Below are 14,769 nucleotides of genomic sequence, written 5' to 3' on the forward strand. Positions count from 1 at the left end.
GGAAGGGCGTGCCGTGCACCTTCCGCGGGGCGCCGAACCCAGGGAACGACAAGGGAGTCACGTATGGACATGACCCTCGAAGTGATCCTTCTGCCGGTGTCGGACGTGGACCGGGCCAAGGAGTTCTACCGCGACAAGGTGGGTTTCCACGTCGATCTCGACGGCGAGGTGATGGAGGGCGTACGGATCGTGCAGCTCACCCCGCCCGGCTCGGGCTGTTCGATCGCCCTGGTGGACGGCCTGCAGGTCCCGACGGGGACCCCGCAGCCGGGCACGTACCACGGCATGCAGCTCTGTGTGACGGACGCGAAGGCGGCGTACGAGGAACTGACCGCCCGGGGCCTGGAGGTCAGCGAACCCCAGCAGTTCGCCCCGCAGGACGGAGCGACCTTCATGTACTTCAAGGACCCCGACGGCAACGGCTGGGCAATCCAGGAGTACCGCCGCCGCGAGACGGAACCCCTCCACCAGGTCATGGCACAACTGGCCGGCCGGTAACCACGCGACACGCGAAAAGGGCTGCGGGCTGCGGCGACACTCACGCCACAGCCCGCACCCCACACCACAGCCCTACGCCAGGACGACGCCAGGCTCGGCGCGACCCCTACAGCACCGGCAGGTTCTTCCGCAGTTCGAAGGCCGTGACCTCGGAGCGGTATTCCTCCCACTCCTGGCGCTTGTTGCGGAGGAAGAAGTCGAACACGTGCTCGCCGAGCGTTTCGGCGACGAGGTCGCTGCGTTCCATCAGGGTGAGCGCCTCGCCGAGGTTCTGCGGCAGCGGCTCGATGCCCATGGCACGCCGCTCGGCGTCCGACAGCGCCCAGACGTCGTCCTCGGCGCCCGGCGGAAGCTCGTAGCCCTCTTCGACGCCCTTGAGGCCGGCGGCCAGCAGCATGGCGTACGCGAGGTAGGGGTTGGCGCCGGAGTCGAGCGAGCGGACCTCGATGCGCGCGGAGCCGGTCTTGCCGGGCTTGTACATCGGCACGCGGACGAGGGCGGAGCGGTTGTTGTGGCCCCAGCAGATGTACGAGGGAGCCTCGCCGCCGGCGCCCGCCGTGCGCTCGGAGCCGCCCCAGATGCGCTTGTAGGAGTTGACCCACTGGTTGGTGACGGCGGCGATCTCGGCGGCGTGCTTGAGCAGACCGGCGATGAACGACCGGCCGACCTTCGACAGCTGGTACTCGGCGCCCGACTCGTAGAACGCGTTGCGGTCGCCCTCGAAGAGGGAGAGGTGGGTGTGCATGCCGGAGCCGGGGTGCTCGCTGAACGGCTTCGGCATGAAGGTCGCCTGCACGCCCTGCTCCAGCGCGACCTGCTTCATGACCAGGCGGAACGTCATGATGTTGTCGGCCGTGGAGAGCGCGTCGGCGTAGCGCAGGTCGATCTCCTGCTGCCCGGGGGCGCCCTCGTGGTGGGAGAACTCGACCGAGATGCCCATCGACTCGAGCATGGTGATCGCCTGGCGGCGGAAGTCCATGCCGACGTTGTGCGGGGTGTGGTCGAAGTAGCCGGAGTTGTCGGCCGGGGTCGGGCGGGAGCCGTCGACCGGCTTGTCCTTCAGCAGGAAGAACTCGATCTCCGGGTGGGTGTAGAAGGTGAAGCCCAGATCGGAGGCGCGGGCGAGGGCGCGCTTGAGGACGTAGCGGGGGTCCGCGAAGGAGGGCGAGCCGTCCGGCATGAGGATGTCGCAGAACATGCGGGCGGTGCCGGGGGCCTCCGCGCGCCAGGGCAGTACCTGGAAGGTGGACGGATCCGGCTTGGCGATCATGTCGGACTCGTAGACCCGGGCGAACCCCTCGATGGCGGAGCCGTCGAAGCCGATGCCCTCGTCAAACGCCTGTTCGAGCTCGGCCGGGGCCACGGCGACGGACTTGAGGAAGCCCAGGACGTCCGTGAACCACAGCCGTACGAACCGGATGTCGCGCTCCTCCAACGTCCGGAGCACGAACTCCTGCTGCTTGTCCATCTTCCGCTTCCCCATCCTTGCTGGTCAGGCCGCCTGGCTCCCGTCCCACGGAGAGGCGGTCGGGCACCTGAGCATCACACCACAACAGCGTTTCGTCCGCGTTGCGGACCATGATCGCGTCGGCGACCCGGGACTGAACGCCCCGCGTCGGCCAGATGCACTGCTCTGCAGCCCATCTTGCCTGCTCGCACCGACATCCGTAATGCCCGACCCCCTCCGTCTCCCCTGGCCCACTTGATTTGTACCCCGTATGCAACTTTGCGCCGCGGGGCCGGACCGACGGGCCGGGCGGGAACGGACCGGCCGCCCGGCCCGAGCACGCCCTTCGCCGCCGCGCCCCACCTATGATCGGCGGACGGCCGCGGAAGAGCCCGTGCTCGTCCGGGGGCTGGAGGGGTGAGGCACCCGCCGGACCCGGAACCCGAATACCTGACCGGGGCGCGCAGGGCCCAGTGAACGGGCCGTCTCCTGGCCGCTCCGGCGCTCCCGGAACGGCCGGGGGTGGGACGACGAGAGGCCCGGGGGGGCAGTGAGCAGGAGACGGTACGTCGCCCGGGGCGTGCCCGGGGGCTACAGGATCTGGGACAACCGAGGCCGGCGATGGTGGGGCGATCTCTACGAGCTGTGCCCCGACGACCTCCTGGCCGAGCTCAACGGCCGGGCGGACCCGGAACGGATCACGGCGTTGCTGCGGCACTACCGCTCCCGGAAACGGTAGGGCCCCGTGAGCGTCTACGACATTCCCCGTCCCGCCATTACGATCAGCTGACTCGTACGTCAGCAGCGTCCCGACCGTCCCCCTTTCCCCCAGAAGGACAGGTGTCATGGGTTCCGCCAACCAGACCAGCAGCGCGGCGCGCAAGGCCCGCATAGACGAGATGCGGCGGGCCGAACAGGCCCGTGAGCGGCGCAACCGGTTCCTCGTGATCTCGGGCAGCGTCGTCGCCGTCGCCGCGCTCGTCGCGGGCGGGGTGTTCGTGGTGAACCAGTCCAAGGACGACGACGGCTCATCCGACGCGAAGTCCTCGTCCGCCGGGAAGTTCGTCTCCGGGGCGGACGGGGTCAGGACGTGGAAGGGGAAGCTGGGGCGCACGCACGTCACCAAGAGGGTCGAGTACCCGACCGAGCCTCCCGTCGGCGGCGACCACAACCAGGTCTGGATGAACTGCAACGGCGACGTGTACACCAAGGCGCTCGACAACATGAACGCGGTGCACTCGCTCGAGCACGGCGCGGTGTGGGTGACGTACAACAGCAAGGCGAGCAAGGCCGATGTGGAGGCGCTCGCCGCCAAGGTCAAGAAGACGCCCTACACCCTCATGAGCCCGGACGACGACCAGGCCGACCCGATCATGCTCACCGCGTGGGGCCACCAGCGCACGGTGACGAGTGCGGCCGACGCGAACGTGGACAAGTTCCTCGAGAAGTTCGTGCAGGGCGCGCAGACGCCCGAGCCGGGCGCGGCGTGCACGGGCGGTCTGTCGCAGTGAGGTACGCGGGAGTGGCGGTCGCCGTGGCCGGGGTGCTCGTCGCCGCGGGAGCCGTCACGTACTCCGTCGCCGAGGACGGCGGGGCGGGCGCCGGCGCCCCGGCCGCCGACTCCGCCGACGCCGGGTTCGCCCGTGACATGGCCGTGCATCACCAGCAGGCCGTCGAGATGTCGTACGTCGTGCGCGACCGGACGACCGACGAGGAGGTGCGGCGGCTCGCCTACGACATCGCCCAGACGCAGGCCAACCAACGCGGCATGCTGCTCGGATGGCTCGATCTGTGGGGGCTGCCGAAGGTGTCGTCGGACGGGCCGATGAGCTGGACGGGCATGGACGACATGCAGGGCATGGAGGGCATGGCGGGCATGGAGGGCACGGCGGACGGCGAGGACGGCGCGCTGATGCCCGGGATGGCCACCGACACCGAGATGAAGAAGCTCGGGACGCTGAACGGCAAGGCGGCCGAGGTGTTCTACCTGCAGCTCATGACCGCACACCACAAGGGCGGCGTCCACATGGCCGAGGAGTGCGCGGACAAGTGCACGGTGGACGTGGAGAAGCGGCTCGCTCAGGGCATGGTGGAGGCCCAGCAGTCGGAGATCGGCCTGATGGCGGACCTGTTGAAGGCGCGAGGGGCCACGCCGTAGCCGAGCGGTGAACCGGCCGGGGCCGGCCCTCGGCCCAACCCGTAGGGTTTTCCCTAGATTTCGCGGACGTATCCGTCAAATCGGCCCAGAAATGGGTCCCTTGGGTGCTTCTTGGTTTTCGCATTCCCCTGGCATGAAGGGTTCGTCGCAAGAGTGGCCCGCACGTCGAGTGATCCACTCGCGTCGAACCACATACAGGGGGTCCTATGAGATCCAATCGCGCCGCGCTGCGCGCCGGAGTGAGCATGGCAGCGACACTGCCCATGATCGCCGGCGCGCTGGCGCTCGGCATACCCGCGGCACACGCCGCGGACAGCCCGGCCCGCGACACGCTGGCCGGCACCAAGCCCGTGTGGGCGACGGCCAAGGCGGACAAGGGCGCGGCCTCGGACAGCGCCCAGGTCTCCGCCCGTGTCTACCTCGCCGGACGCGACGCGACCGGCCTGGCGCAGTACGCGAAGTCGGTCTCCGACCCGAGCTCCGCCGCCTACGGCAAGTACCTCTCCGCCCCGCAGGCGCAGGCCCGCTTCGGCGCGACCAAGGCCCAGGTGGCGGCCGTCAAGTCGTGGCTGGCGACGGCCGGTCTGAAGGTCACGGGCACGACCGAGCACTATGTCTCGGTCAGCGGCGACGTGGCCGCCGCCGAGAAGGCGTTCGGCACGCAGCTGCACAACTACGCCAAGGGCTCCAAGACCTACCGCGCGCCGTCGAAGACCGCGTCGGCGCCCGCGAGCCTGGACGGGGCCGTCCTGACCGTCACCGGCCTGGACAACGCCCCGCACAAGGCGAGCCACAGCGACCAGCTGCCGGGCCCGGGCACGGTGTTCAAGAACTCCGGGCCGTTCTCCTCGTACTACGGCTCGAACATCGCGACCACGCTGCCCGACGCGTACGGCGCGAAGATCCCGTACGCCGTCGAGGGCTACACCGGCAGGCAGCTGCGGGCCGCCTACGGCGCCGGCAGCTACACGGGCAAGGGTGTCCGCGTCGCCATCACGGACGCGTACGCCTCGCCGACCATCGCCTTCGACGCGCAGACCTACGCGAAGAAGCACGGCGACGCCGCCTGGAAGACCGGCCAGCTGAGCCAGTCGCTGCCCAAGAAGTACACGCACACCGGTGCCGACGAGTGCGACGCCTCCGGCTGGTACGGCGAGGAGACTCTCGACGTCGAGGCCGTGCACGCGGTCGCGCCGAACGCGAACGTCACGTACGTGGGCGCCGCGTCCTGCATGGACGACGACCTGCTGGACTCGCTCAGCAAGATCGTCGACAACCACCTGGCCGACATCGTCTCCAACTCCTGGGGCGACATCGAGGCCAACCAGACGCCGGACCTCGCGGCCGCCTACGACCAGGTCTTCCAGTTCGGCGCGGTGGAGGGCATCGGCTTCTACTTCTCCTCCGGCGACAACGGCGACGAGGTCGCCCACACCGGCACGAAGCAGGTCGACACCCCGGCCAACTCGGCGTGGGTGACGGCGGTCGGCGGCACATCGCTGGCCGTCGGCAAGGGCGACAAGTACCTGTGGGAGACCGGCTGGGGCACCGAGAAGGCCACGCTGTCCGCGGACGGCAAGAGCTGGACCGGCTTCCCGGGCGCGTTCACCTCGGGTGCGGGCGGCGGCACCAGCAAGACGGTCGCCGAGCCCTCCTACCAGAAGGGCGTCGTCCCGGACGCCCTCGCCAAGGCCAACAACCCCGCGGGCAACCGCGTCGTCCCGGACATCTCGGCGATCGCCGACCCGAACACCGGTTTCAAGGTCGGCCAGACGCAGACCTTCCCGGACGGGTCGGAGCAGTACAGCGAGTACCGCATCGGCGGCACCTCGCTCGCCGCTCCGGTGATCGCGGCCGTCCAGGCCCTGGCCCAGGAGGCGCGCGGCGGCAAGGCGATCGGTTTCGCCAACCCGTCGATCTACGCCAAGGCCGGGTCGAAGGTCTACCACGACGTCACCGACAAGCCGACGGGCGCCGACCTGGCGGTCGCCCGCATCGACTTCGTGAACGGCTTCGACGCCTCGGGCGGTCTGACCACCTCCGTCCGCAGCCTCGGCAAGGACAGCTCGCTGTCCGCCGTCAAGGGCTACGACGACGTCACCGGCGTGGGCACGCCCGCGAGCGGCTACGTCGACTCGTACAAGCGCCGCTGAGGCATCGCCGGCAACGGCATCTTGAGGGGGCGCGGGGTGGCTTCACCCCGCGCCCCTTCGCCGTGCGTGGCGCGGCCCACACCCCGCACCCCCATCGCGTCGCTCTGACGATTACACTGGGCCTGTGCCTGCCTTGAACTTCTGGTCGATCTATCAGCACGGTTTCGCACGCGTCGCCGCATGTACGGGTCACACCGTCATCGCGGACCCGCACGCCAACGCCGAAGCGGTCCTGCGCCACGCCCACCGGTGCGCCGAGGAGGGTGTCGCCGTCGCCGTCTTCCCGGAGATGGTGCTGTGCGGCTACTCGATCGAGGACCTGCTGCTGCAGGACGCTCTGCTCGATCAGGTCGAGGAGGCGCTGCGAGAGGTGGTGGCCGGGTCGGCGGAGCTGCTGCCGGTCCTGGTCGTCGGCGCCCCGCTGCGCCACCGCAACCGGGTCTACAACTGCGCGGTGATCGTGCACCGCGGCCGCGTGCTCGGCGTCGTGCCCAAGTCGTACCCCCCGAACTACCGGGAGTTCTACGAGCGCCGGCAGATCGGCGACGGCGCCGACGAGCGCGGCGGGTCGATCCGCGTCGGCGGCGAGACCGTTCCGTTCGGCGTGGATCTGCTGTTCGCGGCGGAGGACGTGCCCGGCCTCGTGCTGCACGCCGAGATCTGCGAGGACATGTGGGTGCCGGTGCCGCCCAGCGCGGAGGCCGCCCTCGCCGGTGCGACCGTCCTCGTCAACCTCTCGGGCAGCCCGATCACGGTGGGGCGGGCCGAGGACCGCAAGCTGCTGTGCCGCTCGGCCTCCTCCCGCTGCCTGGCCGCGTACGTCTACGCCGCGGCCGGGCTGGGCGAGTCGACCACGGACCTTTCCTGGGACGGTCAGGCCATGGTCTACGAGAACGGCGTCCTGCTGGCGGAGACCGAGCGGTTCCCGCTCGGCGACGAGTACGCCGTCGCCGACGTGGACCTCGACCTGCTGCGCCAGGAGCGGCAGCGGATGGGCACGTTCGACGACAACCGCCGCACCCACCGCGCGCGGACCGGCGACTTCCGGACGGTCGCGTTCGAGCTCGCCCCGCCGCTCACCGACCTGGGGCTGCGCCGTCGTCTGGAGCGCTTCCCGTTCGTGCCGGCCGACGCCGACCGCCTCGCCCAGGACTGCTTCGAGGCGTACAACATCCAGGTCCAGGGCCTCCAGCAGCGGTTGGCTGCGATCGGCGGCTCGAAGGTGGTCATCGGGGTGTCCGGCGGCCTCGACTCCACGCACGCGCTGATCGTCGCGGCCCGCGCGATGGACCGCGCCGGCCGCCCGCGCAGCGACATCCTGGCCTGGACCCTGCCCGGCTTCGCCACCAGCGACCACACCAAGGACAACGCCCACAAGCTGATGAACTCGCTCGGCGTCACCGCGGCGGAGCTGGACATCACGCCCACCGCACGGCTCATGCTGCAGGAGATGGGCCACCCGTTCGCGTCCGGCGAGCCGGTGTACGACGTCACCTTCGAGAACGTGCAGGCCGGGCTGCGCACCGACTACCTGTTCCGGCTGGCCAACCAGCGCGGCGGCATCGTGCTCGGCACCGGTGACCTGTCGGAACTGGCGCTCGGCTGGTCCACGTACGGCGTGGGCGACCAGATGAGCCACTACAACGTCAACTCGGGCGTGCCGAAGACGCTGATCCAGCATCTGATCCGCTGGGTCATCAGCAGCGGTCAGTTCGACGAGGAGACCGGCAGGACGCTCGCCGCGATCCTCGACACCGAGATCAGCCCGGAGCTCGTGCCGGGCGAGGAGATGCAGTCCACCGAGTCCAAGATCGGCCCGTACGCGCTGCACGACTTCACGCTCTTCCATGTGCTGCGGTACGGCTTCCGGCCGTCGAAGATCGCCTTCCTGGCCTGGCACGCCTGGCACGACCCGGACGCCGGCGCCTGGCCGCCGGGCTTCCCCGAGGCGAAGCGGGTGGCGTACGACCTGGCGGAGATCAGGCGCTGGCTGGAGGTCTTCTGCCGTCGTTTCTTCGCGTTCGCGCAGTTCAAACGATCGGCCATGCCGAACGGGCCGAAGGTGTCGGCCGGCGGTTCGCTCTCCCCGCGCGGCGACTGGCGCGCACCGTCCGACAGCACGGCACGGGCCTGGCTGCGGGACCTCGCTCGCTTCGACACCCCGGAGTCGGGAGAGTGACCGCTCAGCGCTGCGGCGGGTACGACCCGACGGGCACGAGGATCCCGGCGTAGGGCCGGCCACAAGGACCCCTGCGCAGGTCTCCGGCGAGGACCGCAGACCGCGGACCGCGCTCCCGGCGCGGGGCTCCGGCGAGGACGGCAGACCGCAGACCGCAGACCGCAGATCCTCCCGGACAGGAAAAAGACGGGGGCGGCGGGGTGAAGAATCCCCGCCGCCCCCGCCCGGGCCTCAGTGCTGGAACGTCTCCACCCGCTGCCGCTCCCCCGTCGCGACGATCCGCGCGCGGCCGACGGTTCGCGGGGCCCGGCGGGCGTCGACGACGTACGCCGCGCCCGCCACCACCAGGCCCAGGACGGCGAGGACGGCGCCCGCCAGCGCGGGCGAGGTGACGCCGAAGCCGGCCGTGAGGGCCAGGCCGCCGATCCAGGCGCCGCCGGCGTTGGCCAGGTTGAAGGCCGCCTGGTTGGCGGAGGACGCGAGGGAGGGGCCGGCGGCGGCCTTCTCCATCACCATCAGGTTCAGCGGCGAACCCGTCACGAACGCGGCCACGCCCAGCAGGACCACGGCCAGCGCGCCGCCCCACGCCGTCGTCATCAGCAGCGGGAACAGGGCCAGGACCAGGGCCAGCGACGTCAGACCGGCGAACAGGGTCGGGCGCATCGCGTGGTCGGCGAGGCGGCCGCCCAGCAGGTTGCCGATGGTCGCGCCGACGCCGAACAGCGCCAGCAGCAGCGTCACGCTGGAGTCGGCGTACCCGGCGGAGTCCGTCAGCATCGGCGTGATGTAGCTGTACGCGGAGAACAGGGCGCCGAAGCCGGCCACCGTGGTGCCGAGCGCCAGCCACACCGGCAGCGAGCGCAGGGCGGCCAGCTCGCGGCGCAGGCCGACGGCGGGCGCGTGGGCGTGGTCGCGCGGGATCAGCAGGGCCAGGGACGCGATCGCCGCGAGGCCGATCGCGCTGACGCCGAGGAAGGTCGCACGCCAGCCGAGGTGCTGGCCGACGAGGGTGGCGACGGGGACGCCCGCGACGTTGGCGACCGTGAGGCCGAGGAACATCAGCGACACCGAGCGGGCCTTGCGCTCCGGTGCGACCAGGTTGGTGGCCACGACCGCGCCCACGCCGAAGAAGGCGCCGTGCGGCAGACCGCTGAGGAAGCGGGCGGCCAGCAGCCAGCCGTTGTCCGGGGCGAGCGCCGAGAGCGCGTTGCCCGTGACGAACAGGGCCATCAGGGAGATCAGGACCGTACGGCGGGGCATCCGCGCCGTCACCGCGGCCAGCAGCGGCGCGCCGATGACGACGCCCAGCGCGTACGCGGAGACCAGGTGTCCGGCCGCCGGGATCGAGATGTGCAGGTCGTCCGCGACCTCGGGCAGCAGGCCCATCATCACGAACTCGGTGGTGCCGATGCCGAAGGCACCCACGGCCAGGGCGAGCAGGGCCAGAGGCATGAGGAACTTGCCTTTCAGGGAGAGGGGATTCCGTTCATCATACGTTTCGTATGTTCAAGTACGGAACAAAGTCTCCCGGGCCCGGTATTCCGGCGGGCGACGCCCTGGTTACGGTGTGGTGACCTTCACACGCGCCGCGACCGGCAGATGGTCGCTGGCCGTCTTCGGCAGCGTCCACGAGGTGACCGGCTCCACGCCCTTCACCATGATCTGGTCGATCCGCGCCATCGGGAAGGACGCGGGCCAGCTGAAGCCGAAGCCGCTGCCCGCCGCGCCCTGCGTGGAGCGCATCTGGGAGGTCACGGCGTTGAGCGAACGGTCGTTCATGGTGCCGTTGAGGTCGCCCAGCAGGATCACCCGGGTCAGCCTCTCGTCGGCGATCGCCTCGCCCAGCGCGTCCGCGCTCTTGTCACGCTGCCGGGCGGTGAACCCGGCCTGCAGCTTCACCCGCACCGAGGGCAGATGGGCGACATAGACGGCGATCTCGCCCTGCGGCGCCGCGACGGTGGCCCGCATCGCACGCGTCCAGCCCAGCTTGATGTCGACGGGCTTCACCCCGCTCAGCGGGTACTTGCTCCACAGGCCGACCGTGCCCTGCACGGAGTGGTACCGGTAGGTCGCCGCCAGCGCCTTCTCGTACACCGGCACCGCCGTGGTGGTCAGTTCCTCCAGCGCCACCACGTCCGCCTCCGACGCCGCCACGTCACGGGCGGTGCCGGACGGGTCGGGGTTGTCGGCGTTGACGTTGTGGGTGGCGACGGTGAGGTCGCCGCCGCCGCCGGTCTTGTCGCCGAGCAGTCCGCCGAAGAGGTTCAGCCAGACCACGGCCGGCAGGACGACGGCGATCAGCGCGGTCGCCGACCTGCGCACCAGCGCCAGCACCAGCAACAACGGGACGAACACGCCGATCCAGGGCAGGAACGTCTCCGTGAGGCTGCCCAGGTTGCCGAACCGGTTGGGGATGCGCGAGTGCAGCAGCATCACCAGGGAGAGCGCCAGCGCGACGCCGGCGACGACCAGACCGCGCCGCCAGACCCGCGGATCTCCGCGCCAGCCCGCCGACACTCGGTCGAGGAGGCGTCCGACCAGGCGCCGAAGCCGGGCTCCCCGAGGCTCGTGTCCCGAGCCGCCGTTGCCGTCCGTCTCCGTCATGTACGCCTGCTGCGCCATACCGTCGCCTCACTGCCTGCCGTGCACACCGTACGTCCCCCCGGGTACGACCCTAGGCGATGATCGGCTTTGCTCTCGCCGTCTCGTGACGGCCGTACGGGCAAGAGGACGAACGTGCCGCTCTCACGGGTTCCGGCCCCCGGGTCCCTGAGCCGGTCTGTGACGAAACGCGCACATTCGGGCTACGCGGCCGGTGAGCTGACGGGGCGTAGCCCCTCCAGCAGCGTGTCGACGATGCGCTCGGGCAGGTCCTCGGCCAGGTCGTCGTCGGGCCGCAGCACGGCGCGGACCAGCATCGGCCCGAAGAACAGGTCGTGCACCAGGTCGACGTCGACGTCGACGCGCAGTTCGCCGTTCTCCTGCCCCCGACGCAGGACTTCGAGCCCCAGCCTGCGCCGGGGTTCTATGACCGTGTTGTGGTAGGCCGCCCAGATCTTCGGGCTGCTCTTCATCTGGACCTGCACGTTGTGCAGGATCGCCGAGGAACGGTTGACCAGGCCGCGCCGGCGCAGCGACTCCAGCAGCATGATCAGGTCGTCGCGCATGGAGGTACCGGGAAGTTCGGTGTCCTCGGGCTCGGCCGCGCGCAGGACGTCGACGAAGAGTTCCTCCTTGCCGCTCCAGCGGCGGTAGATGGCGGCCTTGCCGACGCCGGCGGTGCGGGCGATGCGCTCGATGGAGATCTCGGCGAGCGAGACGCCGTCCTCGAGCAGCTTCATCACGCCCTCGATGATGGCCCGTTCCACGGCCTCGCTCCGGGGCCGCCCGCGGACCGGCTGCTCCGCGGTTCCGCTGTCGGCGGGGCTCACGTCCATTGATCCTTTCGTCGCACTGGGAGAATGATCGCCCAGAGGGCGGACGGGACGGCGACTCCCGGCCGCCCCGCCACAACCCGCTACGGCTTCGCCCGTGTCAACTCCTCCTCTTCCGCGCCCTCCTGAGCGGGCTTCGGCCGGCCCGGCAGGAAGACGGCCACCACGATCGCACCCGCGAGGGCCACCCCGGCCCCGCACAGGGCGGTGACGTGCATGGCGTGCAGGAAGGCGTCGTGGGCCGGGGCGACCAGCGACCGGCCCGGGTCGCCGAGTTTCGCCGCGACCCCGAGCGTCGCCTCGATGGACTCGCCCGCCGTGTCGCGCAGGCCCGCCGGCACCGCGCCGAGGTCGCCCTCGACGCCGTTGCGGTACGACGTCGACAGCACGGACCCGAGGACGGCGATGCCGAGCGCGCCGCCGACCTGGCGGAAAGTGTTGCTCAGCGCCGAGGCGGAGCCGGCCTTCTCGCGGGGCAGTGCCTGCATGATGACGACGCTGGTCGGCGTCATGATGTGGGCCATCCCGGCGCCCATGCAGAAGAAGACGATCTCCAGGAGCCATATCGGGGTGTCGGCGTCGAGCGCGGCGAACGCGCCCAGCGTCGCCACCAGGACGAGCATCGCGGCCGTCGTCGTCGCCCTGATCCCTATCCGGTCGACGACCAGCCGGGCACGCGGCGCGAAGATCAACTGGGCCGCGGCCAGGGGGAGGAGCAGCAGGCCGGTCTGCAACGGCGAGTAGCCGCGCACGCTCTGGGTGTAGAAGACCGAGAAGAAGGTCACGCCCATCAGCGCGAAGAAGACCAGCGCGATGACCGAGATCGCGGCCGAGAACACCTTGTTCTTGAAGTAGTCCATGTCGACGGACGGGTGGTCGCTGCGCTTCTCGAACACCACGAACGCGGCGAGGACGGCCAGGCCGGCCCCTATGGTCGCCAGCACGGTCGGATCCGTGAAGTCGGCCAGCTCGCCGCCCTTGATGATGCCGTACACCAGCAGGACGAGGCCGACCACCGACAGCACGACGCCGACGGGGTCGACGCGGCCGGGGTGCGGGTCGCGGGACTCGGGCACCAGCCACAGCATCAGGGCGAACGCGAGCAGCACGATCGGCACGTTGATGAGGAAGACCGAGCCCCACCAGAAGTGGCCCAGCAGCAGGCCGCCGGTGATGGGTCCGATGGCGATGGCGAGTCCGACGCCGCCGGCCCAGATGCCGATCGCCTTGGGCTGCTCCTCCCGGTCGAAGACGTTCATCAGGACGGCGAGCGTCGCGGGCATCACGAAGGCCGCGCCGAGGGCCATCAGCGCACGGAAGGCGATGAGCTGGGCGGGCGAGCCGGACTCGGCGGCGAGCGCCGAGCCGATGCCGAAGACGGCGAGTCCGCCGAGCAGGACCTTCTTGCGGCCGATGCGGTCGCCGAGGAGACCGGCGGAGAACAGCAGTCCCGCGAAGACGAGCGTGTAGGCGTTGATCGCCCACTCCAGCTCGCTCTGGGTGGCGCCCAGGCCGGTCGGGGCGGGCGTCGAGATCGTCTTGATCGCGACGTTCAGGATCGAGTTGTCGAGCACCACGATCAGCAGGCTCAGCATCAGGACGCCGAGGATCGCCCAACGACGCCGGTGCACCGCTTCCGGTATGCGCGGAGCGGTGGGGACGGCAGGAGTAGTCATGGCACCGAGCCTAGGGCCTTTCCGATACGGAACGGTCTCGTATCGGATTCTGCGCCGTCATTCTTACTGAGGCTTTACCCACAGGGGGCGCTCTGGCCCTCCCTGGCACGAGGTGCCACCATGGGAGGTGGTCCGGGGACGCCGTGAGGGCGCCTCGAGATGACGAAGGAGCCGTTGCAATGACGCAGTTCTCGGCTGCCCAGACGAAGCCCACCGACGGCAGCAAGGCGCTGTACGGGGGCAAGGGCACACGCCGTATCACCGTCCGCGACATCGCCCTCGCCAAGGAACGCGGCGAGAAATGGCCCATGCTCACCGCTTACGACGCGATGACCGCGTCCGTCTTCGACGAGGCGGGGATCCCCGTGATGCTCGTCGGCGACTCGGCGGGCAACTGTCACCTGGGGTACGAGACGACCGTGCCCGTCACCCTCGACGAGATGACCATGCTGTCGGCGGCGGTCGTACGGGGCACCTCCCGTGCGCTGATCGTCGGCGACCTTCCCTTCGGCTCCTACCAGGAGGGGCCGGTGCAGGCGCTGCGCTCGGCGACGCGCCTGGTGAAGGAGGCCGGGGTCGGAGCCGTGAAGCTGGAGGGCGGCGAGCGCTCGCACCGCCAGATCGAGCTGCTGGTGGAGTCCGGAATCCCGGTCATGGCGCACATCGGCCTGACCCCGCAGTCCGTGAACGCGATGGGCTACCGGGTGCAGGGGCGCGGCGAGGAGGCGGCCGCGCAGCTGCTGCGGGACGCGAAGGCCGTGCAGGACGCGGGCGCGTTCGCGGTGGTGCTGGAACTGGTCCCGGCGGAGCTGGCGGCCGAGGTCACGCGTGTGCTGCACATCCCGACGGTCGGCATCGGCGCCGGCCCGGAGACCGACGCGCAGGTGCTGGTGTGGACCGACATGCTGGGGCTCACCGGCGGCCGGGTGCCGAAGTTCGTCAAGCAGTACGCGAACCTGCGTGAGGTCATGGGGAACGCGGCGAAGGCGTTCGCGGAGGACGTCGTCGGCGGAACGTTCCCGCTGGACGAGCACTCCGTCCACTAGCGCGCCCGCCATCACCGCACCGGAGGCCCGGAGGCCCGGAGCGCTGAAGCCAACTCGGCACCACGGCAGCCCGCCGATCTTCCCCCGTCGGCGGGCTGCCCCCTTTTTGTTTCCCGTCGGGGAGATGTCGGCGCTGTCGGCGTCCTGTCGGTGGTTTGTCGGTGGGGGTTGACACCGT

The 14,769-nt window shown here is 70.5% G+C and carries 12 protein-coding genes; 7 read left to right on the forward strand and 5 right to left on the reverse strand.

Annotated features, from left to right (window positions below; translation table 11 throughout):
• The first annotated feature begins 63 nt into the window (after window positions 1-63).
• A complete protein-coding gene (locus ACZ7DE_RS05265; protein ID WP_470758196.1) occupies window positions 64-498 on the forward strand; it encodes a VOC family protein in 435 nt (144 codons plus the stop codon).
• 106 nt (window positions 499-604) lie between these two features.
• Here ACZ7DE_RS05265 and glnA read toward each other — a convergent pair whose 3' ends face one another.
• Window positions 605-1,966 (reverse strand): type I glutamate--ammonia ligase, encoded by a 1,362-nt coding sequence (glnA, locus tag ACZ7DE_RS05270; protein ID WP_470758198.1) that lies wholly within the window; start codon window positions 1,964-1,966, stop codon window positions 605-607.
• Between the two features lie 529 nt (window positions 1,967-2,495).
• Here glnA and ACZ7DE_RS05275 point away from each other — a divergent pair.
• From ACZ7DE_RS05275 to ACZ7DE_RS05295, 5 genes are all read left to right on the forward strand, one after another.
• Window positions 2,496-2,684, forward strand: coding sequence for a hypothetical protein (locus ACZ7DE_RS05275; protein WP_470758200.1), 189 nt, complete (start codon window positions 2,496-2,498; stop codon window positions 2,682-2,684).
• A gap of 106 nt (window positions 2,685-2,790) precedes the next feature.
• Complete coding sequence (locus ACZ7DE_RS05280) at window positions 2,791-3,456, forward strand: DUF3105 domain-containing protein (RefSeq protein WP_470758202.1); 666 nt, start codon at window positions 2,791-2,793, stop codon at window positions 3,454-3,456.
• An 11-nt stretch (window positions 3,457-3,467) separates the two neighbouring features.
• Window positions 3,468-4,103 carry a DUF305 domain-containing protein gene (locus ACZ7DE_RS05285; protein WP_470758204.1) on the forward strand — a complete coding sequence of 212 codons (636 nt, stop codon included), beginning with the start codon at window positions 3,468-3,470 and terminating at the stop codon, window positions 4,101-4,103.
• A 206-nt stretch (window positions 4,104-4,309) separates the two neighbouring features.
• Window positions 4,310-6,256, forward strand: coding sequence for a S53 family peptidase (locus ACZ7DE_RS05290; RefSeq protein ID WP_470758207.1), 1,947 nt, complete (start codon window positions 4,310-4,312; stop codon window positions 6,254-6,256).
• 124 nt (window positions 6,257-6,380) lie between these two features.
• Entirely contained in the window at window positions 6,381-8,435 is a 2,055-nt protein-coding gene (locus ACZ7DE_RS05295; protein ID WP_470758209.1) for an NAD(+) synthase, read from the forward strand.
• A 231-nt stretch (window positions 8,436-8,666) separates the two neighbouring features.
• Here the strand turns inward: ACZ7DE_RS05295 and ACZ7DE_RS05300 are convergent, their stop codons facing one another.
• The 4 genes from ACZ7DE_RS05300 to ACZ7DE_RS05315 form a co-directional block, all read right to left on the reverse strand.
• Window positions 8,667-9,887, reverse strand: a complete 1,221-nt coding sequence (locus ACZ7DE_RS05300) for an MFS transporter (protein WP_470758211.1) — start codon at window positions 9,885-9,887, stop codon at window positions 8,667-8,669.
• 108 nt (window positions 9,888-9,995) lie between these two features.
• Window positions 9,996-11,057 (reverse strand): endonuclease/exonuclease/phosphatase family protein, encoded by a 1,062-nt coding sequence (locus tag ACZ7DE_RS05305; protein ID WP_470758213.1) that lies wholly within the window; start codon window positions 11,055-11,057, stop codon window positions 9,996-9,998.
• Window positions 11,058-11,239: 182 nt separating this feature from the next.
• A complete protein-coding gene (locus tag ACZ7DE_RS05310) occupies window positions 11,240-11,872 on the reverse strand; it encodes a TetR/AcrR family transcriptional regulator (RefSeq protein WP_470758215.1) in 633 nt (210 codons plus the stop codon).
• An 80-nt stretch (window positions 11,873-11,952) separates the two neighbouring features.
• On the reverse strand, window positions 11,953-13,545 hold the full coding sequence (locus tag ACZ7DE_RS05315) for an MFS transporter (RefSeq protein ID WP_470758217.1): 1,593 nt from the start codon (window positions 13,543-13,545) through the stop codon (window positions 11,953-11,955).
• 179 nt (window positions 13,546-13,724) lie between these two features.
• Here ACZ7DE_RS05315 and panB point away from each other — a divergent pair, with 179 nt between their 5' ends.
• The gene (gene panB, locus ACZ7DE_RS05320) at window positions 13,725-14,591 is read left to right on the forward strand and encodes a 3-methyl-2-oxobutanoate hydroxymethyltransferase (protein ID WP_470758219.1); all 867 of its coding nucleotides are present in this window, start codon (window positions 13,725-13,727) and stop codon (window positions 14,589-14,591) included.
• Window positions 14,592-14,769 lie beyond the last annotated feature (178 nt).

Source organism: Streptomyces sp. NPDC037083 (assembly GCF_055606485.1).

Coding starts and splice junctions, on each gene's coding strand:
- glnA (WP_470758198.1), bottom strand. CDS start 1,966: ATGGACAAGCAGCAGGAGTTCGTGCTCCGGACGTTGGAGGAGCGCGAC.
- ACZ7DE_RS05315 (WP_470758217.1), bottom strand. CDS start 13,545: ATGACTACTCCTGCCGTCCCCACCGCTCCGCGCATACCGGAAGCGGTG.
- ACZ7DE_RS05305 (WP_470758213.1), bottom strand. CDS start 11,057: ATGGCGCAGCAGGCGTACATGACGGAGACGGACGGCAACGGCGGCTCG.
- panB (WP_470758219.1), top strand. CDS start 13,725: ATGACGCAGTTCTCGGCTGCCCAGACGAAGCCCACCGACGGCAGCAAG.
- ACZ7DE_RS05300 (WP_470758211.1), bottom strand. CDS start 9,887: ATGCCTCTGGCCCTGCTCGCCCTGGCCGTGGGTGCCTTCGGCATCGGC.
- ACZ7DE_RS05310 (WP_470758215.1), bottom strand. CDS start 11,872: ATGGACGTGAGCCCCGCCGACAGCGGAACCGCGGAGCAGCCGGTCCGC.
- ACZ7DE_RS05290 (WP_470758207.1), top strand. CDS start 4,310: ATGAGATCCAATCGCGCCGCGCTGCGCGCCGGAGTGAGCATGGCAGCG.
- ACZ7DE_RS05265 (WP_470758196.1), top strand. CDS start 64: ATGGACATGACCCTCGAAGTGATCCTTCTGCCGGTGTCGGACGTGGAC.
- ACZ7DE_RS05280 (WP_470758202.1), top strand. CDS start 2,791: ATGGGTTCCGCCAACCAGACCAGCAGCGCGGCGCGCAAGGCCCGCATA.